This window comes from Variovorax fucosicus, assembly GCF_030316825.1.
In the GTDB taxonomy this organism is placed as follows: Bacteria; Pseudomonadota; Gammaproteobacteria; order Burkholderiales; family Burkholderiaceae_C; genus Variovorax; species Variovorax fucosicus.
Genome location: NZ_JASZYU010000001.1, coordinates 14,137 through 33,736, shown reverse-complemented (window position 1 = coordinate 33,736; position 19,600 = coordinate 14,137). Strand labels below are relative to the sequence as shown.

The following is a 19,600-nucleotide window of genomic DNA, read 5'->3' as shown; positions in this document are numbered from 1 at the left end:
CGCCCTCGGCGCCCCGCTTCGGCGGGGCGCTATTCCCTTGCGAGGCCGCTACTTCAACAGGTCGGGCAGGCAGTCGGCGAAGGTGGGCTGGATCTTGCGCATCGGCCTGGCGACGGCTTCGTCCCACGTCAGGACCGCCAGGGCCATGGCGGTCATCGTGAGAAGGCCATTGGAATTGCGCAGGATCTGCAGGGCCAGGTGGACCGGGAAACCCTCGGGCTGTCGGCGCAGCGGGTGGATGCCGCCATGCACGAAAGAGTTCAGGGAATGCCAGGACACGTCCTTGAAATGCGCCAGCATCTGATGCGCGGCCGCGGGCACGTTGGGTCCGACACGCTTGCCGATCTGCTCGATCATCTCGCTGGCCGAGGGGAGATTCTTCGCGGCCTGCTCGCTCTGGAGGGTCAGCGGCGCGCTGAGCTTTTCGATGGCCAGATCGCTGGCCGCGTATTGCAGCCACATGGCGCGGGTCAAGGCCTCGAACTGCAGCCGCATCAGGCCGACCGCCGACGAGGGCAGTCCCATCGCCATCAAGGCGCGCAGGCTGAGCCCATGTTCGAGCGCAACGGAACACATGCCGAAGGCAGCCTCGCCACGAGGAGAGGGATCGAACTCGGCGCCGTCGAGCAGGTGCAGAAGCGCTTCGTGCAGCTCGTCGGACCGACGGAGCATGACTTCCAGGGGATCGTCCGAGGTTTCTTGTTGGGGAGCTTCCATGCAGTCATCGTATTCGCTCGGTGCTGCTATTGAGCGTCAGCAGATCGGCACAGGCAGGCACCTGACTGGCGGCATTGCGGATGTCCCCAAATAAGCACACCCGAATCTGCGTCTGCTCGCCATTCCGCTTTTGCGACTTTGCGCTTTTACGGTTCGACGGCAAATCATGAAGGCGGGTTTGCGCTTCTACGGCTTTGTTGAATGCCGTATCGCCGGCTCTACGATTTTCCGCGCATCCGTCATTGAGGGTCCACGTCTTCGTGCGTCGCCGGCGACGCCGGCCGCGCTATCGTGCTGCGCATCGAGCCGCCTTGAGGCGTCTCGCCCCTTCGGGCTTTCATCGCTGACGCCCTTCGCGCCTGTCGGCGCTGCGCACTGCGTTTGCAGAAGCAGGGGCGAGGGGAGGGCTGGCTTGCTGTTCCCTGCACCGTATCACGCCGTTCTCGCCGTCAAGGTCTGCGCGTGCTGTGCACGCTGGCGTCCTGGCGGCCGTCTGTCGAACCCTGACGGCTGCGCTGCGACGTGCTGCTTCCGGTCTCGGGCAATCCCGCCCTGATTCCTTCCAAGGAGAAGACCATGACGAAGCTCATCACCGACGAACAACGCGTTCAGCTCTTGGCCAATGGCCGGCAGTCCCTCGAACAAGAAAACTTCGATCCCGCCCCGGTGGTCAAGCTGTTCACCCCGGACGCCGGGGCGACCTGGCTGCTGACCGAGACCGACCCGGACGATCACGACCATGCGTTCGGCCTTTGCGACCTGGGATTGGGGTTTCCCGAGCTGGGGTGGGTTAGCTTGGCAGAGATCGCGACTCTGCGCGGCCGGCTCGGACTTCCCGTTGAACGGGATCTGCACTTCGAAGCGCAGAAACCGTTGAGTGCGTTCGCGCGAGAGGCACGTCTCGCCGGGCGCATCGTGGTCTAGCAGCGGTGCATTGGCCGCCGGCGACGTTCGGCGGCCAATCTCGTCTTAACCTTCCTCCTTGGGCAGACGTGCTTCGGTTTCCAGCATCAGTTCGCCAGCGCTACGGCCCAACGCCCGCGCGATCTTCAGGATCATCGCCAAGGTCGGCATGTGCTCGCCGCGCTCGATCTTGCCCATGTGCGAACGCTCGATGCCGGCCCGGTGCGCCAGGGTTTCCTGGGCAACGCCATCCTCGGTGCGCAGGGCGCGCACCGTATCTCCAAAGGCCCGTGCCGGGCCTGCCTCAAACGTCGTCGCGCCGGTCGGCCGCCCGCGCTGTATTTCCTGCTTCTGCATGAACAGAAGCGTCTTGTTTCCAAGAAATTAAAACCACGTTATCTTTAACTCATGAGATAGTGCGCGGCTCGTGGCGCCGGATTTTCACTTGAATGAACGGTTTCATACCGCTCGGTAGCAAGCGTCTGTAGCGTCGCTGCTGGGACTTGCTTTATGCCCGCTGCGAATTAGTATTCAACTACCTCATGCAGAGACCATGACTTTCTTCACCGAAGAACAGCGAAACCAGCTGCTGGCCAATGGCGCGGCGCGGGCGCGCGGGGACGCCATTGATCCGCTACCGGTGGTCAAGCTCTACACCCTGGACGCTGGGGCCGCCTGGCTGCTGACTGAGCTCGATGCCGACGGGGACAAGGCTTTTGGCCTGTGCGATGCCGGTACCGGGAGTCCTGAGCTCGGGCAGGTGAGCCTTTCGGCCCTCGAAGGAGTCCGTGGGCCGCGGGGCATGCGCATCGTGGCCGATCCCCACTTCAAACCGCGCCAGACGCTCTCCGGCTACCTGGCCGACGCACAGCGCGACGGTTCGATCAACGATTGACGCGCTGTTGCAACGTCGCCGATCGCGCGACGAAGGGTCGCCGCGAAGGCGACCCTGCCTTCCCTCGCCTATGGCAGCTTTCCTCCTTTAAAGGAGGATTGCATGTTGAAACCCGACCCCGAAGACCTGCCCCGCGCGCCGTGGGGCGTGTCGGCCGCCTATCTCTACGTGTTGGACCTGGACGACTCGGGCGTTGCATGGGAGTACTTGCGCCGCCATCCGGACTACCGCGCGGATTGGGTGCGCCGCAAGCGCGTGGTGTCGTTTGCCCGCTGGGGGTTGCGATGTCGCCGAAGATCCCGACCTGGATGTGCGCCGTGCGCATCCGCTGTGGCTGTCGTCCCCTGACGGGTTGCTGCATGTGCGTGCTGCGCACGCGAACGATGCAGCGGCCCGCCGTTTCGATCTGTGGCGAATCCCCGGCCGCAAGCGCTTGGCGCTTGGCGGCCCCGACTTGTCGCTAACGGTCGACCTCAGTGCCCAGCGCATGCGCTTGTCGCTGTCAGGTGTCCTGGCTGACGGCACCGCCTACGCCAGTGCCGTACCGCTGACGCCGCAGCTACGCGGCCAACTCGACACGTTCAACGTGCAGGCGCTGGCCCTGGAAGGCCATGCGCCGCAGGTGGATCCCGCGCGGACTGTGACCCGCGCGGCGCTGCTGCATCTGCGCGCTTTGCAGGCGCTCGACGCCGCGCAGGCGGGCGCGTCGCATCGCGATACCGCTCAAGCCCTGTTCGGCCTCGAAGCCGTCGTCCTGCGCTGGCACGAGGATGGTGAATTACGCGCGCAGATACGTCACCTCCTGCGGCGTGCCGAGGCGCTCATGAACGGCGGCTACCTGGCGATGGCCGGTGTGCTGCATCTCCCAGCGAAGCAACCCGGAGACGACCCGGTGCGCTGAATCTCTCCCTGCCTTGATCGGGCTTGGTTCCCGAGACTGCCTCCATCAGGCCGCGAACGGTTTGCGGCCCATCGACAGCGATGGAGTGCGTCATGACAGTTGGCAGTTCTCTCCCTTCCCGCACGGCCGCTGCGGCTGCGCCGCAGCCTGCTGCGGTTCCGCCTGCGCCGGCCAATCCCGAGTTTCTGACCACCGACGAAGCCGGCGCGTTCCTGCGGCTGTCGCCGCGCACGCTGGAGAAGCAGCGCGTACTGGGCGGAGGCCCACGCTTCCGCAAGTTCGGCGCGCGGGTGGTCTACGCGGCCGCCGACCTGCGTGCCTGGGCCGACAGCCACACCTACGGCATGACCTCGGACCCTGGCTACGTGCAGCGCGACTCTGTTCGGTGAATGGCCGCACAGGGGACTCACGGCATGTCGAAGCGCCTAAGCGAACGCGAACAGCTCACACTGTTCCGCGCGCTGCCGCACGGTGACATGGCGCTGCGCGATTCGCAGGATCTGATGGCTTACCCGTTCTTCTCCCTGGCGAAGTCGCCGCGCATCGTGCCGATCCGCTTCGAGGCGGGCGGCATCTCGCTCACCGTCGAAGGCGTTCCCGAGCACGGCATCGCCACCATCTGGGATGCCGACGTGCTGATCTGGGCTGCCAGCCAGATCATCCAGGCGAAGAAAGAAGGCATCGCACCTTCGCGCCTGATGGTGGCCACGCCCTACGAGATCCTGCGCTTTGCGCAGCGGGGTACCGGCCGCAGCGACTACCTCGCACTGCGCGCCGCGTTGGACCGGCTGCAGTCCACCACCGTCGCCACGACGCTGCGCCAGCGCGAGCGCCCGAATGGCGGCAAGCGGGTGCATCGCTTCTCCTGGATCAACGAGTGGAAGGAATTCATCCGGCCCGATGGCCGCTCCGATGGCATCGAATTGATTCTGGCCGACTGGTTCTTCACCGGCGTGATGGACGAGGCGCTCGTGCTCACACTGGATCCCACGTATTTCCGGCTTTCCGGTGGCATCGAGCGCTGGCTGTACCGGCTGGTGCGCAAGCATGGCGGCCGGCAGCCCGGTGGATGGCGCTTCGAAATGCGCCACTTGTATTTGAAATCCGGCGCGCTCCAGCGCTCACGCGACTTCGCGGCGCACGTGCGCGCCCTCGCACTGCGCCAGGCGCTGCCGGGCTACCGGCTGTCCATCGAACGCAGCGGCGGCATTGAGTGGTTGGCCTTCCGCCCGTGCACAAGGAACGCATCGACCACCGACTTATCCACAGCTTCTGTTGAAGAACCTGTGGATGTCATGGGGACGGGCTCGGTGGATCACCGGCGCGGAACTCGGTGGATCACCGGCGCAACCATCGGTGGATCACCGGCGCCAAACACCCCGCAAGCCGCGCCCAGCAACGGTTTCGGGCCTCCCTAAACATCTAAAGGGATACATAAATGGAATTCACGCGCGCGCGAACCGAAGCTGCTCAAAAGTCGGGCAGTGCCTCGCCGGAAGCAGTCAGAACAGCCGAAATCCGCTTGCCAGAAAGACAAGACCGACCCGGCAAGGTGATCGCGCTGCTCAACCAGAAGGGCGGCGCGGGCAAGACCACGCTCGCCACCCACTTGGCCGGCGAGCTGGCGATGGCGGGAAGCCGCGTGACGCTGCTCGACGCCGATCCGCAAGGCTCAGCCCTCGACTGGGCACAACGACGGCTTCAGAACGGACAGGGACGGCTCTACGGCGTGTTCGGGCTGGCGAGGGACTCGCTGCACCAGGAAGCGCCGCAGATCGCCCTGGAGGCGGATTACGTTGTGATCGATGGACCACCCAGGGTCGCGTCCCTCGCGCGCTCCGCGCTGTTGGCCGCCGACCTGGTGCTGATCCCCGTGCAGCCCAGTGCCTACGACGTGTGGGCCAGCCATGAGATGGTGACGCTCATTGCCGAGGCCCGGGTGTTCAGGCCGCAGCTCCGCGCGGCCTTCGTGATCAACCGGCGCGTGGTCGGCACGGTGATCGGCCGAGAAGCACGCGCCGCGCTGGCCGACCAGCCGTTTGCCGCGCTGCACGCTGAAGTCTCGCAGCGCATCGTGTTTGCCGACAGCGTGGCCGCAGGCCGGCTCGCATGCGAAGCCGCGCCGAAGTGCGCCGCCGCGCGCGAAATCGCGGCACTGGCGCAGGCAGTGCAGGAGATGCTGCAGTGACGGCATCAGCGTCATCTGCAGCGCCGAAGCGGGCACCCATCGGCGGTAAGCCTGCTGTTGACCCGGCCTCGACGTGGGTGCGACAGGCCGACGCACCGGAGGTTGCCGCCAAGACGTCGATCTACACCGCCCGCCTCACCATCGACGTGACGCCGGCGCTGCGGGGCCGCATCAAGGTGATCGCGTTCGAACGCGGTGTCACTGCGGCCGAGATGTTGCGCGAGCTGCTGGATCGCGAGTACGGTGGAGGTCAGCCATGACGCAGTTGCTGCCCATCGCCGTGCAGGCTCGGCCACACGCAGTGCTGCCGCCACGGCCTGTCCCCATGCGGGTCTCGCTCGCCTTCGTCGAGCATCGCGTTAACGTCTGGCTGCGCTTTGGCCAGCCCGTGCGCGAGACGGTGCTGGACCGCTGGCGGCGCGTGGCGACTTTTATGCCGAGTGCGGTGTGCTGCCGCGTGAAGTGGATTGGCAATGACTACGGTACGGCGCTCTGGCAGCTCATGGTGCTGCAGGCGCCGATGCCGTTCGATGGCGCGCAACGAATCGCCGGCGTAGCGCCCGGCGCGCGCATCCTGCTGCGCGCCGATGGCGAGCCGCAGGTCAAGGCTGTGCTCGCAGCGATCGACGCCATCGAGGCGCTGGGCATCGATCCGGCCGCGGTTGCCGTCACGTACTGGCGCACGGTCGGCAACCGGCTTGGAGCGCGCCAGCCGCTGCCGGACTACACCAGCGAGCGGCATGCGGCGCATCTTGCGCGAGGAGTATTGAGATGAGCCGGCGCGTGCTCTTCGCCGGGATGGGCATCGGCCTGGCTGCACTGTGCACGCCGGACTTCATAACGATGTCGGCGCATGAGCGGGTCTTCGTGGTCTACAACCCGACGGACAGCGTGCCGCGCGGCTGGTACCGGGTCGGCAGCATCGGCAACGCAGCCTCGCTGCACGTCGGCAGCATCGTGCTGGCGCGGCTTCCCACCGACGTAGCCGCGTTCGCAGGACAGCGCGGCTACCTTCCGAACGGCGTGCCGATACTCAAACGCGTCGGTGCCCTCGCGCCGCAATCGGTGTGCGTTGGGGAGCAGACTGTGCGCGTCGACGGCGCAGTGGTGGCGATTGCACGAACGCATGATGGCGCGCGCCGGCCGCTGCAAACTTGGCCTCAATGCCGGCCCCTCGCTGCGGGTGAGCTATTTCTGCTCAGCGACACGAACCCGGCTTCCTTCGACAGCCGTTACTTCGGTCCCATCGCCGCGTCCGCCGTGCTGGGCACCGCGCGGCCACTGTGGACCTGGAGCGCGTCATGAGGTTTGCTCTATCACGTCAGCAAACATGCCCTCGAAGTGCAACTGGGCATGCGCCCACGCTGCACTCCGTCGTGCAGGGGGGCCGCCGCCAGCGTGCAGCGCGCGCTGCACCGCCGCTGCCTTTCGGGCAGCGTTGCGCACGCGGTGCGCGGCTGGCGGCAAGTCGGAGGCGGGAGCGGATGCGGAAGGCGGAGACGGAGGGCCAGATAAAAGGGGTTGCACGTCGCGCCCCTCCAACCCAGTCTGCACGTGGGTTTGCGGCGGCACCGCAAGGGGTCTTGAGTGTGCCGCGCAGAGGCTGGAACCTGCATGGCCGCGGCCTCTGCCGCGTGCCGTTTGCGACACGCTGCGCCACTGTGCGCTGGAGTCTTCATGGCTCGCAATGACGAGGATCGATTTCGCATCAAGCCCGCGGCGCCGAAGTCGCGTGGTAGGCCGCGCTCGCAGCGCTTCGTTTCGCAGGTTCTCAAGCAAGTGTCGAAGGCCGGCTCGACGTCCTCAGGCAAGCGCCTTGGCAGAGCCGCCAACACTTTCGGACGCGGCCGCGTTGCGGCCTCGATGGCCGGCCAGCGCTTGGGACCGAACGCGCGGCGCATGGTCATCAAGTCCCGCTTCGTTCTGCTTCGGGGTGCCAGCCCGAACTCGGTGGCCGTGCACCTGCGCTACATCGAGCGCGACGGTGTCACCCGTGACGGGCAGAAGGGCCAGGCCTACGGCGCCGACGCCGAAGCGGCCGATCTCAAGGCCTTCACGGAACGCGGTCTGAATGACCGCCACCAGTTCCGCTTCATCGTCTCGGCCGAGGATGGCGAGGAACTGGAGGACCTGAAGGGCTTCACGCGCCAGCTGATGCACCGCATGGAGATCGACCTGGAGACCCGACTGGACTGGGTGGCCGTGGACCATTGGGACACAGACAATCCGCACACTCACATCGTGCTGAACGGCCGTACGGGCGGGCCTGCCAGCGGCAGGGAAGATCTCGTGATCGCTCCCGACTACATGGCTCACGGCATGCGCCTGCGCGCCAGCGAGATCGCTACCGAATGGCTGGGACCGCGCACCGAGGCAGAAATCCGCAGGAGCCTGCTGCGGGAGGTCGACCAGCAGCGGCTCACCAGCCTGGACCGGGCGCTGATCCGGCAAGCTGGTGCCGATGGCATCGATCTGACGGGGCCTCCGCAAGACCGGCAGCGTCAGAATGCTCTGCGCGCACGGCTGCAGCGGCTCGAAGGCATGGGCCTGGCCGAGAGGAGCAACGCGAACCGATGGAAGCTCCAGCCCGGGATGGCGGCCACGCTCGACGCAATGGGCAAGCGCGAGGATGCGCTGGAGACGGTGCGCCGTGCGCTCAAGGGGCAGCGGCGGGAATGCGTGGTCGAGGAGCGGCCGGCTTCCCCCGTTATCGGTCGAATCGCGGGCAAAGGCCTCGCCGACGAACTGCACGACCGCGGCTACCTAGTGGTCGATGGCGTCGACGGACGGGCGCACTACGTAAAGATCCCCGTCGGCACTGACTTGACAGGCATGCCACTGGGGGGCATCGCGGAGGTGAGACCGGCGGGCGGGAAGCGGGCGGTGGACCGCAACATTGCTGGCATCGCGCGTGAAGGTCTGTACCGTACCGCTGACCATCTCATGCGGCTTCGACATGAAGGCAACCCCGCCCCACAGACTGCGGTTGATGTGCATGTGCGGCGACTCGAAGCTTTGCGCCGTTCTGGAGTTGTGGAGCGCATGGCTGATGGTGTCTGGCGAGTTCCGCCTGACCTCTTGTCACGCGCGCTAATACATGATGCACGACTAGCCGGCGGTGTCATCTTGGAATTGCGTTCGCACCTGACAATTGAACAACAAGTGCGTGCCCAAGGCGCGACTTGGCTGGACCATCAAATCGTCGGTAGTGGAAGGGAGTTATCGCAAAATGGTTTTGGGGCTCAAGTGCGCGGTGCGTTGCGGGATCGGATGAATTTCCTTGTTGAGCAGGGCTTGGCTGAGCGACGCGGCCCACGTGTGGTTTGGGCGCGCAATCTACTGTCCACCTTGCGGGACCGGGAACTGACCGAGAGGGGCAAGGTGGTTCAACACGAGACTGGTCGAGTCCATCGCCTGTTGCACGACGGCGAGCGGGTAACTGGCATATACCGTCGCTCAGTTCAGCTTGTCAGTGGCCGCTTCGCAATGCTCGACGACGGCATCGGGTTCAGTCTGGTGCCGTGGAGACCTGTGATTGAAAATCGCCTGGGCCAACAAGTATCGGGTATCGTGCGCAGCAACTCGATATCGTTGAAGCTCGAACGACAGCAGGGAGTCGCTGTGTGATTTTCATGGAACTTTGTACGATTCCTCATGGTCGATGAGGATGGCACGCCTTCACATTGCCTTCACACAACTACTGTGCTGTCGGCCGGAACCTGCTGGCGCACGCGTTGTCGCGGTCGAGCAGCGCGATGGGATAAGCCCACAGTTGCGACAACGTCACGCTCCTCTGTCCTGCGAGCGGATGATCGGGCTTCATGGTGGCTAACACCGCCGCCAGTTGCCTGTGTTCGACACTCATTCCCTTGATGGCGGATCGACTGTACGTGCGACCAATGTCCGCATCGCTGTGGAGTACGGCCGCAGGAACTTAGCGTCTCCGCACTTCGTTTGCCCTCCAGGGGATCGACTGGACAGCCAGTCCCTGTCCCTCTACGTTTGGCGCCCCTGCAATGCAGCCCAACAGGTTGCGCCTGATCGGCCAGCAGCCAGCCATCTAGGCGTGCCGTGGTCTCGTTTAATCGCTGTGATCGAGCCGCTGTACCCCACAAGCGGACGCGTCGACCGACTGCCGATGGGCGTTTCCAGGATGTCGCGCATGTACTGCCTCCAGCAGTGGTACGGCCTGGCCGACGAGGCGCTGGAAGACGCGCTGTATGACAGCCAAGCGCTGCGCGACTTCGTGGGCATCGACCTGTCGCGCGAGTCGGTGCCTGACGCCACCACGCTGCTGGAGTTCAGGCGACTGCTGCTGGACAATGACCCCACCAAGGCGCTATTCGATGAGATCAACGCTCATCTTGCCGAGCAAGGGCTTCTGATGTGCGCGGGCACCATCGTGGCCGCGACCATCATCGCGGCGCCCAGCTCGACCAAGAACGAGGGCAACACGCGCGATCCCGAGATGCATCAGACTAAGAAAGGAAATACCTGGCACTTCGGCATGAAAGGTGGTCGACCACATCTCATGCCGGCGAACTGCTCGTGAAGTTCGAAAGAATCAGGCTGGATGACAAGCTACGCCCACAGGAGACCGCGAGTATGCATTCGAAGGTCTGCTCACGGCCCCATTGCCGCCCTGTTTCGTGCCGTTGGTTGGCGCATGGCCGTGAGATTGCCTGACCTCGCATGAGTATTCCTCGATGGCGTGACACTGAGCTATGCGGAGAGTTCCGGCAAGATAGCAACTCCGCATGGACCATGCCCGCCGCGCGACGGACCCAATCTAAATGAGCAATATCACCGACGAAACCCTGCAGGATGGCCTGTCCGACAAAAGCCTCCTGCGTGAACGCAATTGGTCGCCCAGCGGCGCATCGAGCGACAGATCTACCGTCTCAAAACCCACTGCCTTTGCGCCCGAGATACGTACTGGATTGACGCCGCCGACGATCACCACGGCAACACCTGGCAGGTGTGCCGACGCTGCTGCCACGAGTCCGATCGGACCGGTGCCGGTGACGTAGACAGCGCTTCCGGGGCCAACCCGCCGTAACCACTCCGTGGTAGCCGTTCGGCAGGATGTCAGAGAGACAGGTGAGGTCTCGAATCGTTTCCAGCGTCTGATCTCGGCCGGAAACTTCAGAAGATTGAAGTCTGCATACGGGACCATCACGTATTCTGCTTGACCCCCCAATCCAACCACCCATGTCGACGTATCCATCCCGGGCAGATGGTCGAGCGCAACCGACGACGTGTCCGGCAGGATCAGTCGTGTCCACACCAAAAGCACGCGCCGTTGTCGCGCAAGCACGCGAAAGTGATGCTGAAACGATAGGCCTGTTCGCGGGCGAAGCCCGCGCCTCCGTAGGCGGACGAGCGTTCTACTGAGTTCAGACCGGTGACGCAAGGACGTCGATGCGCGGGCGCTCCGCAAGGGCGCGCTCCATCGCGGCGATCCGCGTCTTGTCGATTTCAAGCTGCCTGGCAGTGAAGACCGTGGTCCACGTCGATCCGTCGATGCTCCAGGTGCCGCTTGGTATTTCTTCGATGATGCAGAAGACGCGCGGGCCGCTCGCGTCACCATTCGACCCGTCGGCCTCAAGAACAGCGTCCGTGAGTTCGCGGGCCATGCCGTCGATTCGCACTTGGTCCATGAATCCGACCATCACCCGCACGTTGATACGGTAGATGTTCTGTGTGATAGGCTTGCCGCCAGCGCTCACGCTTTGCCGCGGTCGCTCGTCCAGATAAGCCCAGGCGACCGATGCCGAGGCGGCGTTCGCTTCGATTGCTTCCCATTTGAGGGCTTTCTTCCACAGGGTGCTTTCGAGCTTCTTGAGCGCGGGTGCGCTCAGTGCACCTTGCGGGTAGATTACATCGATCAATGGCATGTTCAACTCCTGGCATGTCCGTCCGGACCGACGGTAGTGGCGTCGCGGTGCGCGACAGGTCAAATCCTAGGTGGACTGGGCCGCAGCCACTTGCGTGTCCGTGCAATCAGAATTGCCTGTCAGTGCAGTGAAGCTACCCCGGATCGGCATATCAACGACTTACTAGCGACCCCGATGAACATTTCGACAACATCTTAGGTGTGCGCTCGATCGGGTGCTGCGCCATGTCCGTGCTCATGCGGGCATCGCGAATTGCGGCGCGTCATCTTTTGCGAGCTCGGATCTACGGAATATCGGCCGCGAGTGCTGCGTGCTCGTGAACCGCGCGACGATGCGAGACTTCGTAACGACTGACTACGCGGCCCGTCGATCATCTTGCAAAACTGCTGGCGTGGCACCATCCGCTCCATCGTGGCCAGAGTGCACCAGTCGAGTTGGTTTGCGGTCGCCTTCGTGCAGCGTGTTCTGATCGGCCGTTGTGGCGAGCGTCTGTTGCTTCATATCCCGAATCGATGGATGCGCTGCACCTACCTGGCCTTGATCACCTCTGCCCCAATAGACCGACCTCGGCGACCTCCGTCCTGCGGATTTTCCCTGATCTTCGCGGTGAGTCAAGCCGGCCTTCCCGGCAGCCGTGCTCGACGCGCGTCACAAGACCTATTGTTCAGCTACGGCTTGGCGAATGAGCTTCACCAAGCCGACGCGGTGGAGAAGGGCTCCACCCGAACAACCCATTTCTTGCCATAGGAGACACTAGATGAAGCCGAAGACGAACGAGGAATATGTCCAGATTGACGAGGTTCAGTGGAAGCCGTTTCCGGCGGCCTTTTCGACTGGGGGTATTCGCTGGAAGCTGCTCAATGTTTCCCCTGGACAGGGTTCGTGGAGCGCAATCTTTGATTGCCCCGCGCACTCATCGTTTGCGGCGCACATTCACGCCGGTCCGGGCGAATACCTTCTCACAAAAGGAAAGATGGATGTTCGAGGGGGCGAGGCGAATGGTGGTGCCACCGCCATCGCGCCGGGCTATGGCTTCGAGTCATCTGGCGCCAGGCACGACAAGACGTCCTTTCCGATCGACAGCGAGTTCTACATGACATTCCTTGGGCCGCTAACCTTCATCAAACCGGACGGCAGTCCGATCGCGGTGGTCGGCTGGGAAGAGGTTCAAGGCGCCTGGGGTTGACCGTACAGCAGACGCGATGCTGGCTGCGTCGCAACTGCGTGACTCGCAAAACATTGTCCGACTCATGTTGGAGCCTTGCGCTCAAAGGAGAAGCTCCGTGCCTACCGTCATCACGTCAACCAAGAAAATGCCCGACACCCATCAGATTCTTGATCACCACCTTAAATCGTTTGCACAAGGCTTAGATGCGCTGGTGTCCGACTATTGCGACCAGTCGGTCGTTCAGCTTCCCGACCGAACTGTGCGAGGGCTGTCGGAGATTCGACAGTTCTTTTCAAACTTTCTCGAGTCCATCAAACCGGGATTCTGGGAAGCGTTCCAGATTCAACGGCAAGTGATCGAAGGCGATATTGCTTACTTGGTCTGGAATGCGAAGCCATTTGTCGTTCTGGCGACCGACACCCTCTACGTTCGCGAGGGGAAGATCCTCATCCAAACATTCACATCTTTCTCGCAGTAGCCGCGCCCGTTCGCGGCTCGATTCGGTCGACCGCCATGGGCGCGATTCAAAGCAATCGCTCTGCAACATGTCCAAGGGCGCACGCAGCTTCCGACCAGGCGCAGTGTCTGCGTCGAGTGAGGGAAAAACAAGTCCGGGTCAATGGCACCCCCATCGACGACGAACGCATTGGACAAGACCTTCACGGACATGATTCTGCAGAACCGTTGGAGCGAGGTCGAGGTCAACGCTCGACCTCTGGGGCGCGCAGCCTCGCCGTGTTCTCGTCTGCGAACTTCCGGGCGACCCTTGGCTGGGTGGCCCAGCCCGACTGCCGAGTTTCTACCCTATGGTCTCGCGGTCACTTCCCCTGTGAACGAGTTGGATTTCACTTTGGGAACATGTCAAGACGAAGCATTGAAGATATGCTGAGTGCGCGGGCACCGTCGAGCGCCCTAGGGACCGGAGACAAATATGATTGAGCCCGATGCCACTTCTGCAGCCCTCGCCAGCTGGACCACCCGAGGCATTCATCGAGCTGACGTCACGGACGCGTGGCAGGCTGCGCTGACTGACAACTATGGGCCGTGGCAGGTGCACCGGACGGTTGGTCCACAGTTCACGGCAAGTGTGAAGAATCGAGATTTCCGCGGACTTCGCGTCGTGGAGTGCGTCTGCGATCCATGCACTGGAAGGCGGTTGCCGCAGCTGATCGCGAAGGACGACCAAGCGTACATCGGCGTCCAGATCACGAAGGCAGGGAGCGAGAAGTTTCACTTCGGCAGCGATGTGGTCGGTGTTGGACCGGGCGACTTGCTCATCTGGACTAGCAACCAACCGATGGAATTCACCGTCATCGAGAAGCTCCACAAGGTGTCGCTCGTTCTTCCATGGACTGCCGTCCAGGATCGGCTGCCCAGAGGTGCGCGGTTCAACGGGACCATGATCGACAGTCGCCGCGGGATCGGGGCCGTCCTCTTCGGACACGTGGCGACCCTCGCGGAGCAAATGGACCTTCTGGGCGATACGGATCAAGCCGCTGTGCGCCGAGCGACGCTCGAACTTCTCACCGCGGCGATGAATCATCGCGTCGATGCCCCGCCTCAGGGACTGGCGATGAGATACTTGAAACAGCTTCAAGACTACGTTCTTTTGAACTTGCAGGACGAGAACATGACGCCAACTAGCATTGCGGCAGCCAACCGCATGTCGCCGCGGTACGTGCACATGCTCTTTGCTCAGACCGGGGCTAGCGTTTCTTCTTGGATCAAGGCGCAGAGGCTCGCCCGCTGCAGCGAAGACCTGCGCAGTCGGGCGTACCGGGATGCCGGCGTGGCCGAGATTGCCTACGCATGGGGCTTCAGCGACCCAACGCACTTCAGTCGCGCATTCAAGCAGCAGTTCGGCATGAATCCTCGTGAGTACCGAGAGCGCGCACGCTCCGACACAATGAAGTGACAAACTCCGACAGGCCCGGGCTCCCGGTTACATCTGCCCCGCTATTAATAGTGACTACCGATTCACCGCGTGGTGGGCGAACGGCCTCAATGTCCTGCCACTCCGTTGCGCTCCCGGGGAATGACTTCGTGGGGGCACACCCAATACTCTGGCAGCAATGGTCAAGGAATACGACCCTCTCCATCGCGCCCACTAATGCAACCACTTCACTAGAGCCAAGGCAAGAATGACGTTTAAGACCGAATCACATCTCGGCGTTAGCCTAGAACCGCCGGCTGCCACGCGGGGCTTCGTCCTCAATCATTCGATGCTGAGGGTCAGGGACCCAGTCATTTCTCTCGCGTTTTATTGCGAAATCATGGGCATGCGGGTCCTGCATAAGCTCGATTTCCAGGAGATGAAGTTTTCGCTCTATTTTTTGGGATACCTGCCCGACGACAACGAAGTGCCTGAAGACGATGGCGATCGCACGGTGTGGACCTTCTCACAGCGTGGAATTCTCGAACTCACACACAACTGGGGAACCGAGAGCGATCCAATCTTTCGCTATCACGATGGCAACGCCCATCCCCAAGGATTCGGCCACATTTGCGTCTCGGTGCCCGATCTCGACGCCGCCATAGCCTGGTTCGACCAGCATGCTGCTCCCTACGTCAAACGACCCAACCAAGGCAAGATGAAGGACGTCGCTTTCGTCAAGGACCCGGATGGCTATTGGATTGAGATCGTCGAGCCGGCCCGCTTGAAGAGGTTGGGTGCTGCCCCAGCTTCATGAGCTGCATGTTGGCTGTTGACGCTGGCCGCAAATGTTTCAGGAAAGGAAGGGTGATGCCGACTGAACATTGATTATGGTGAGTAACCTCCCCGTGCGAACTGAAGCCGCGCGGGACAGAGCAAACCGCAGACCTTCGATCTCCTGGGCTTCACGCATCGCTGCGGCGAGACTAGGAAGGGCTAATTCATGGTGCTGCGGCTGACCGGTGCCAAACGCCTGGGCGCCCAACTGCAGACTGTCAAGATCGAACTCAGGCGGCGCGTGCACCACGCCATCCCCGAGCAGGGGCGAGTACGCTGCCCAGCAAGTTACAACCCAATGGCGGCCGCTGGCGCCGCGGAGGAAGTCTGATTTCCGGTGAGGGTGTTTGGCTACGGCGTCCAGGGCCAAGCCGCCGTGTACTCGGCTCCGTTCGCAATATGTTCAACCTCGCCGACTGAGGGGCGAACATCGATGCAACCGTCCGGTACGATGGCGATGTCGCCTGCATTGTGGTCGGATAGCGCACTCGCGCAGATGCACTGGAAACTCGCCTGCAACTCGGAGCGAGCAATTTCTTCCCGATATTGCCCTGTGGCGCCTGCAATGCCTAACGCCTCCTGTGCAGCACAATTTGCCGACTTGGATTTCGCTCGCACTCTCTTGGGTCATTGATGGCTGAGGGCCGATTGAATTATTCTTGGATCATGGACGTGTCGGCGCTTCGCGTCGCCGGGCTCTCGGGCGCTGCCCCGTGCCGGCGATGTCGTCAAGGCCATCCGGCATCCATCCCTCACGCAGCCGCCTGGTTCAATCGGCCAACAGCCAGCCATCTAGGCGTGCCGTCGGCACGCAGGAGCGCTCGCCGCGCGGCGTTGGTTTCATCCCCTGGCCCTTAAGCAACGACGCGGCCTCCAAGCTGATCTGGCTGGGGCTCCGCAACATCACCGCCGACTGGGGGCGAGCGCCCATGGACTGGAAGGCGGCGAGGAGCCAGTTCGCCTTTGGTCACGGCCCAATGTCGGTTACATGGAAATCGGCTCACAAGGCTTGCAGGAACGCCAGCAGTTCCCGGTTGACCGCCAAGGGTTGCTCCTGCTGAATCCAGTGCCCGCAATTCGGAATAATGATCGATCCGCGCAGGTCCATGAGAACCTCTGGCGCGCGAGCGATCGCCTGCTGACTCCAGATGGTGACAATGTCGCGATCACCGCCGATGTAAAGCGCTGGTACTTCGATCGGCTTGCCTTGATGCTGACCGAGAATCTCCCAATCTAGATCTGAGTTCCGGTAGTAATTCAGCGGACCGGTTAGGCCACTATATTCAAGTTCTGCCAGACAGACGTCTAGGATGTCTTCGCTGAGCCAAGCCGGCAGCTTCTCTGGTTGCTCGAGTAGCGCATTGAAGGTTCCGGATCGAGGCACGGACATGACGGCACGAACAAAATCGCGGAGCATATCCTCGGGCAACCTTGTTAAGTCCACACCTGCAAGCTCTGGAGGCAAGGGCCGGTCAGCAGATAGAGTGTAAAACGCACTCGTCAGCCAACTCCGCAGATCCCGCTCTGCTTCACGCGCCGCGATATCGCCGGGGAGGGAGAAATATTCGTGATAGAACATCGAGTCAGGACCAGCCAGCTGGCGGTTCGCCACGCTCGGCCGCAATTCGCCGAAGGGGTTACCCGGTAGACAAGCCAAGCCACGCGCGCCGAACGGAACACTAAGCCCGACCACTGCGCGAAATATATCTGGTCGCGTCCACGCTGCGGTCCAAGCCACCGGCGCTCCTAGGTCGTGGCCGACGATAACTGCGCTCGATTCACCCAGAGCCTCGACCACGCCGACGCAGTCTGCAACCAGTTCTGTGATTCGGTATGCGACGGCTTCAGCGGGCTTGGACGATCTCCCGTAGCCCCGCATATCCATGGCGACCGCGCGATATCCTGCCGCCGCTAACGCGTCGAGTTGGTGTCGCCAAGAGTACGACGATTCGGGGAATCCGTGACACAACAGCACCATCGGCCCTGACGATCCGGCAATCTTCAGGCGAATGCGCTGGCCATTGGATTGAACACTTCTCGATTCCCAGTCAGCTATAGACATAGTCCACTCTCCAATTAACTCTAGATGCGCCAAGCAGCTTTGTACTTGTTCGCATCTGCTCAATGAAATTCCTCCCCAGACCCATACGCCCGGGGAGCGAAGCAGCCAAACGATTGGACCCTTGAGCCCCCACTACAATGTCAAGCGACGAATGTGGACGGCATGGAAGGGCCACAATGCGCATCCGAAGCGCGCCGCAAGCCAAGCATCTCGACACCGCGCTTGCGCAGCAACTCTGAGTCACTAGTCAGAGCGCGTTGCAGACACTCGTCGATGTAGGCCTCGTCACTCTGCAGGCGCGACAGATCGACGCGCCAGCCCATGCCAGCCATCAGCCATTTAAAGGAGACCAGATTGAGGAAGCGGGTGCTTCCTTCCGGGTCTCTGGTGTGTGCCGCATTCATAGGTAAAACAGCTGCTAGTGCCGATCACTAGTTGGACGGTGCGCGGCTGGGCTATGGAACGATGATGATCTTGGCATCACGTTCTGGATCGGCCAATCGGGCAAAGGCGTCCGGTACCCCGTCGAGTCCTACATGGCTGGTGATAAGCGCACCGACCTGCAATCGGCCGGAAACGATATGCGAGAACGCCTCTGCGAATTCCTCGATCGTGTAGGCGATACTGAAGGCCAGATCAACCTCCTTCATGATGGCGAACGTGGGGTAGAAGGTGTCCAGTTCCATGCAAAGGCCAGCTACAACGATCTTGGAACACGGAGGGGCACCGGCCAGAATCTTCTGGATAATGCCGGGTACGCCGACGCACTCGAAGATGATTGAAGGGCGAAATGAAAACGCTGGGAACATCGGCGTTTGGCGACCAAAGCGCGTTGGGTCCGGAGCGGCGGCGACAGATCGCCACGAGTCGTAGGGCGACGTTTCGCGTGGGTCGACCACAATGTCGGCCCCAAGAGCGGCGGCCATCGCACGACGCGATGGCGAAAAATCCGCCGCGACGATCGGGCCAACGCCGCGCATCTTGAGCACGGCAATAACTGCCAGCCCGATGGGGCCACAACCAATGACGATCGGCACGTCATCGGATCCCAGCCCACCCCGATTGACGGCATGCAAGGCCACCGCGAGCGGCTCGGCCAAGGTAGCCATGTCACTGGGCACGTCGTCGGGCACCGGCATGAGGAGATCTTCCGACAGCACCATGTATTCGGCAAATCCGCCAGGCGTGTCCAAGCCGCCAAATCCGAGTGTCACCGGCTGCGGTCGGAGGAGGAAGGGTGCCGAGACGACGCGCGTGCCGACCTTTTGTGCCCCACGACTTCCCGGCCCGTGCTCAACCACCTCTGCACAGAATTCGTGACCAAGAACTACTGGCTTGCTGGGATCGAAGAGCTCTATGCCTGCCACCTCGCGTGCACTAGCGAGCAATTTTCCGCCGTGCGCAACACAGTGCAGGTCGCTCCCACAAATTCCGCACGCCAGAGTCTTGACGAGGACCTCGCCCGATCCGGGTTGAGGAATTGGTGCGTCGGCCATCGCAAGGCCTCCGCCTTGCATGACAACAGCGCGCATCGTCATTTTTGACTCCTTTCGACGGCATAATGGGCCGAGCCACCCTTCAGGTACTGAACGGCATCGAGGCCCTGAGCCTTTGCACACGTCTTGATCAGGTTTTGAAATGTGATGGCATCGAGAACTGAGATGAACTTGCCTTCTTCATCGAAGTGCACGTTTCCGCCGAAGACGATGAAGAAGACGACCGTATCCTCGGTGTTGGTTTCCGGGACGCAGAAGGTGTGCATCGACGAGGAGGGCTCGTACAGGTAGGAGCCCGGGGTCTGCACCTGGTCCGGATATTCCTTGTAGAACCAGCTGCCCTTCAGCGTATATCCGTGGACGGCGCCCGTGTGCAGGTGGGACGGCACCACAATCCCGGGCGCAAAGATGCCGATTACTGCCGAAACCCCGGCTTCGGGATCGGCCAACAGCGGCTGGAAGTGAATCCCCGGTCCTAGCGCGTCTTTCATGACCGGGATGTCCTTGACGTTGAGCGTTAGAAGCTCGTCCTGCGGAAGCGTGAAGACGGGTGCCTTGAATGCAGCGTGGGTGGTCATTGAATTCTCCTGTGGTTGTAAATTTCGGTGTGACTTGAATCGGTTTGTAGTGCACGAGCGCTAGTTCGGTTCCACCGCGCTCGAG

The 19,600-nt window shown here is 62.4% G+C and carries 22 protein-coding genes and 3 pseudogenes; 17 read left to right on the top strand and 8 right to left on the bottom strand.

Annotated elements, in window-relative coordinates; genetic code table 11:
* Positions 1-48: 48 nt before the first annotated feature.
* On the bottom strand, positions 49-717 hold the full coding sequence (locus tag QTI05_RS00215; RefSeq protein ID WP_286622454.1) for a DUF6988 family protein: 669 nt from the start codon (positions 715-717) through the stop codon (positions 49-51).
* 576 nt (positions 718-1,293) lie between these two features.
* Between QTI05_RS00215 and QTI05_RS00210 the strand changes: the two genes are divergently transcribed.
* On the top strand, positions 1,294-1,641 hold the full coding sequence (locus QTI05_RS00210; RefSeq protein WP_286622453.1) for a DUF2958 domain-containing protein: 348 nt from the start codon (positions 1,294-1,296) through the stop codon (positions 1,639-1,641).
* A 45-nt stretch (positions 1,642-1,686) separates the two neighbouring features.
* Here the strand turns inward: QTI05_RS00210 and QTI05_RS00205 are convergent, their stop codons facing one another.
* Positions 1,687-1,977 (bottom strand): helix-turn-helix domain-containing protein, encoded by a 291-nt coding sequence (locus QTI05_RS00205; RefSeq protein ID WP_286622452.1) that lies wholly within the window; start codon positions 1,975-1,977, stop codon positions 1,687-1,689.
* A gap of 196 nt (positions 1,978-2,173) precedes the next feature.
* Between QTI05_RS00205 and QTI05_RS00200 the strand changes: the two genes are divergently transcribed.
* The 11 genes and pseudogenes from QTI05_RS00200 to QTI05_RS00150 all read left to right on the top strand — a co-directional run.
* The gene (locus QTI05_RS00200) at positions 2,174-2,515 is read left to right on the top strand and encodes a DUF2958 domain-containing protein (protein WP_286622451.1); all 342 of its coding nucleotides are present in this window, start codon (positions 2,174-2,176) and stop codon (positions 2,513-2,515) included.
* Positions 2,516-2,617: 102 nt separating this feature from the next.
* Positions 2,618-2,863 carry a transcriptional regulator domain-containing protein gene (locus tag QTI05_RS00195; RefSeq protein ID WP_286657771.1) on the top strand — a complete coding sequence of 82 codons (246 nt, stop codon included), beginning with the start codon at positions 2,618-2,620 and terminating at the stop codon, positions 2,861-2,863.
* 13 nt (positions 2,864-2,876) lie between these two features.
* Positions 2,877-3,416 carry a DNA -binding domain-containing protein gene (locus QTI05_RS00190; RefSeq protein ID WP_286657811.1) on the top strand — a complete coding sequence of 180 codons (540 nt, stop codon included), beginning with the start codon at positions 2,877-2,879 and terminating at the stop codon, positions 3,414-3,416.
* 92 nt (positions 3,417-3,508) lie between these two features.
* A complete protein-coding gene (locus tag QTI05_RS00185; protein WP_286622449.1) occupies positions 3,509-3,805 on the top strand; it encodes a helix-turn-helix transcriptional regulator in 297 nt (98 codons plus the stop codon).
* Positions 3,806-4,669, top strand: a pseudogene (locus tag QTI05_RS00180) (replication initiator protein A); the annotation flags it as partial.
* 185 nt (positions 4,670-4,854) lie between these two features.
* A complete protein-coding gene (gene parA / locus QTI05_RS00175) occupies positions 4,855-5,604 on the top strand; it encodes a ParA family partition ATPase (protein ID WP_286622448.1) in 750 nt (249 codons plus the stop codon).
* Positions 5,601-5,864 carry a ribbon-helix-helix protein gene (locus QTI05_RS00170; RefSeq protein WP_286622446.1) on the top strand — a complete coding sequence of 88 codons (264 nt, stop codon included), beginning with the start codon at positions 5,601-5,603 and terminating at the stop codon, positions 5,862-5,864. The genes parA and QTI05_RS00170 overlap by 4 nt, the downstream gene beginning before the upstream one ends.
* The gene (locus tag QTI05_RS00165) at positions 5,861-6,379 is read left to right on the top strand and encodes a DUF2840 domain-containing protein (protein WP_286622445.1); all 519 of its coding nucleotides are present in this window, start codon (positions 5,861-5,863) and stop codon (positions 6,377-6,379) included. The genes QTI05_RS00170 and QTI05_RS00165 overlap by 4 nt, the downstream gene beginning before the upstream one ends.
* Positions 6,376-6,909 (top strand): S26 family signal peptidase, encoded by a 534-nt coding sequence (locus QTI05_RS00160; RefSeq protein WP_286622444.1) that lies wholly within the window; start codon positions 6,376-6,378, stop codon positions 6,907-6,909. Before QTI05_RS00165 ends, QTI05_RS00160 begins: the two co-directional genes overlap by 4 nt.
* A 372-nt stretch (positions 6,910-7,281) precedes the next feature.
* Positions 7,282-9,231: a DUF3363 domain-containing protein gene (locus QTI05_RS00155; protein ID WP_286622443.1), complete on the top strand. Its 1,950-nt coding sequence runs from the start codon at positions 7,282-7,284 to the stop codon at positions 9,229-9,231.
* A gap of 223 nt (positions 9,232-9,454) precedes the next feature.
* Positions 9,455-10,117, top strand: a pseudogene (locus QTI05_RS00150) (IS5 family transposase); the annotation flags it as partial.
* Positions 10,118-10,462: 345 nt separating this feature from the next.
* On the opposite strand, the pseudogene QTI05_RS00145 reads toward QTI05_RS00150, so the two are convergent.
* Together QTI05_RS00145 and QTI05_RS00140 are read right to left on the bottom strand one after the other, a co-directional pair.
* Positions 10,463-10,832: pseudogene (locus QTI05_RS00145) on the bottom strand (formaldehyde dehydrogenase, glutathione-independent); the annotation flags it as partial.
* A 168-nt stretch (positions 10,833-11,000) separates the two neighbouring features.
* Positions 11,001-11,501: a tautomerase family protein gene (locus QTI05_RS00140; protein ID WP_286622442.1), complete on the bottom strand. Its 501-nt coding sequence runs from the start codon at positions 11,499-11,501 to the stop codon at positions 11,001-11,003.
* 757 nt (positions 11,502-12,258) lie between these two features.
* Between QTI05_RS00140 and QTI05_RS00135 the strand changes: the two genes are divergently transcribed.
* The 5 genes from QTI05_RS00135 to QTI05_RS00115 all read left to right on the top strand — a co-directional run bounded on the left by QTI05_RS00135 (position 12,259) and on the right by QTI05_RS00115 (position 15,710).
* Positions 12,259-12,687: a cupin domain-containing protein gene (locus tag QTI05_RS00135; RefSeq protein ID WP_286622441.1), complete on the top strand. Its 429-nt coding sequence runs from the start codon at positions 12,259-12,261 to the stop codon at positions 12,685-12,687.
* 97 nt (positions 12,688-12,784) lie between these two features.
* Positions 12,785-13,147, top strand: a complete 363-nt coding sequence (locus tag QTI05_RS00130; protein ID WP_286622439.1) for a nuclear transport factor 2 family protein — start codon at positions 12,785-12,787, stop codon at positions 13,145-13,147.
* A gap of 453 nt (positions 13,148-13,600) precedes the next feature.
* Positions 13,601-14,584 (top strand): helix-turn-helix domain-containing protein, encoded by a 984-nt coding sequence (locus tag QTI05_RS00125; protein WP_286622438.1) that lies wholly within the window; start codon positions 13,601-13,603, stop codon positions 14,582-14,584.
* Between the two features lie 226 nt (positions 14,585-14,810).
* Positions 14,811-15,359 (top strand): lactoylglutathione lyase, encoded by a 549-nt coding sequence (gene gloA, locus QTI05_RS00120; RefSeq protein ID WP_286622436.1) that lies wholly within the window; start codon positions 14,811-14,813, stop codon positions 15,357-15,359.
* A gap of 186 nt (positions 15,360-15,545) precedes the next feature.
* Positions 15,546-15,710: a hypothetical protein gene (locus tag QTI05_RS00115; protein ID WP_286657770.1), complete on the top strand. Its 165-nt coding sequence runs from the start codon at positions 15,546-15,548 to the stop codon at positions 15,708-15,710.
* Between the two features lie 669 nt (positions 15,711-16,379).
* Here the strand turns inward: QTI05_RS00115 and QTI05_RS00105 are convergent.
* The 4 genes from QTI05_RS00105 to QTI05_RS00090 form a co-directional block, all read right to left on the bottom strand.
* Positions 16,380-17,441, bottom strand: a complete 1,062-nt coding sequence (locus QTI05_RS00105) for an alpha/beta fold hydrolase (RefSeq protein WP_286622435.1) — start codon at positions 17,439-17,441, stop codon at positions 16,380-16,382.
* A 140-nt stretch (positions 17,442-17,581) separates the two neighbouring features.
* Entirely contained in the window at positions 17,582-17,845 is a 264-nt protein-coding gene (locus QTI05_RS00100; RefSeq protein WP_286622434.1) for a hypothetical protein, read from the bottom strand.
* Positions 17,846-17,896: 51 nt separating this feature from the next.
* Positions 17,897-18,979, bottom strand: coding sequence for a zinc-binding dehydrogenase (locus tag QTI05_RS00095; RefSeq protein ID WP_286622433.1), 1,083 nt, complete (start codon positions 18,977-18,979; stop codon positions 17,897-17,899).
* Entirely contained in the window at positions 18,976-19,515 is a 540-nt protein-coding gene (locus QTI05_RS00090; RefSeq protein WP_286622432.1) for a 2,4'-dihydroxyacetophenone dioxygenase family protein, read from the bottom strand. The genes QTI05_RS00095 and QTI05_RS00090 overlap by 4 nt, the downstream gene beginning before the upstream one ends.
* Between the last annotated feature and the right edge of the window lie 85 nt (positions 19,516-19,600).

Excerpts from the sequence above, each read along its gene's own strand:
- QTI05_RS00215 (WP_286622454.1), bottom strand. The coding sequence starts at position 717 with ATGGAAGCTCCCCAACAAGAAACCTCGGACGATCCCCTGGAAGTCATG.
- QTI05_RS00210 (WP_286622453.1), top strand. The coding sequence starts at position 1,294 with ATGACGAAGCTCATCACCGACGAACAACGCGTTCAGCTCTTGGCCAAT.
- QTI05_RS00205 (WP_286622452.1), bottom strand. The coding sequence starts at position 1,977 with ATGCAGAAGCAGGAAATACAGCGCGGGCGGCCGACCGGCGCGACGACG.
- QTI05_RS00200 (WP_286622451.1), top strand. The coding sequence starts at position 2,174 with ATGACTTTCTTCACCGAAGAACAGCGAAACCAGCTGCTGGCCAATGGC.
- QTI05_RS00195 (WP_286657771.1), top strand. The coding sequence starts at position 2,618 with ATGTTGAAACCCGACCCCGAAGACCTGCCCCGCGCGCCGTGGGGCGTG.
- QTI05_RS00185 (WP_286622449.1), top strand. The coding sequence starts at position 3,509 with ATGACAGTTGGCAGTTCTCTCCCTTCCCGCACGGCCGCTGCGGCTGCG.
- parA (WP_286622448.1), top strand. The coding sequence starts at position 4,855 with ATGGAATTCACGCGCGCGCGAACCGAAGCTGCTCAAAAGTCGGGCAGT.
- QTI05_RS00165 (WP_286622445.1), top strand. The coding sequence starts at position 5,861 with ATGACGCAGTTGCTGCCCATCGCCGTGCAGGCTCGGCCACACGCAGTG.
- QTI05_RS00160 (WP_286622444.1), top strand. The coding sequence starts at position 6,376 with ATGAGCCGGCGCGTGCTCTTCGCCGGGATGGGCATCGGCCTGGCTGCA.
- QTI05_RS00155 (WP_286622443.1), top strand. The coding sequence starts at position 7,282 with ATGGCTCGCAATGACGAGGATCGATTTCGCATCAAGCCCGCGGCGCCG.
- QTI05_RS00140 (WP_286622442.1), bottom strand. The coding sequence starts at position 11,501 with ATGCCATTGATCGATGTAATCTACCCGCAAGGTGCACTGAGCGCACCC.
- QTI05_RS00135 (WP_286622441.1), top strand. The coding sequence starts at position 12,259 with ATGAAGCCGAAGACGAACGAGGAATATGTCCAGATTGACGAGGTTCAG.
- QTI05_RS00125 (WP_286622438.1), top strand. The coding sequence starts at position 13,601 with ATGATTGAGCCCGATGCCACTTCTGCAGCCCTCGCCAGCTGGACCACC.
- gloA (WP_286622436.1), top strand. The coding sequence starts at position 14,811 with ATGACGTTTAAGACCGAATCACATCTCGGCGTTAGCCTAGAACCGCCG.
- QTI05_RS00115 (WP_286657770.1), top strand. The coding sequence starts at position 15,546 with ATGGTGCTGCGGCTGACCGGTGCCAAACGCCTGGGCGCCCAACTGCAG.
- QTI05_RS00105 (WP_286622435.1), bottom strand. The coding sequence starts at position 17,441 with ATGTCTATAGCTGACTGGGAATCGAGAAGTGTTCAATCCAATGGCCAG.
- QTI05_RS00100 (WP_286622434.1), bottom strand. The coding sequence starts at position 17,845 with ATGAATGCGGCACACACCAGAGACCCGGAAGGAAGCACCCGCTTCCTC.
- QTI05_RS00095 (WP_286622433.1), bottom strand. The coding sequence starts at position 18,979 with ATGACGATGCGCGCTGTTGTCATGCAAGGCGGAGGCCTTGCGATGGCC.
- QTI05_RS00090 (WP_286622432.1), bottom strand. The coding sequence starts at position 19,515 with ATGACCACCCACGCTGCATTCAAGGCACCCGTCTTCACGCTTCCGCAG.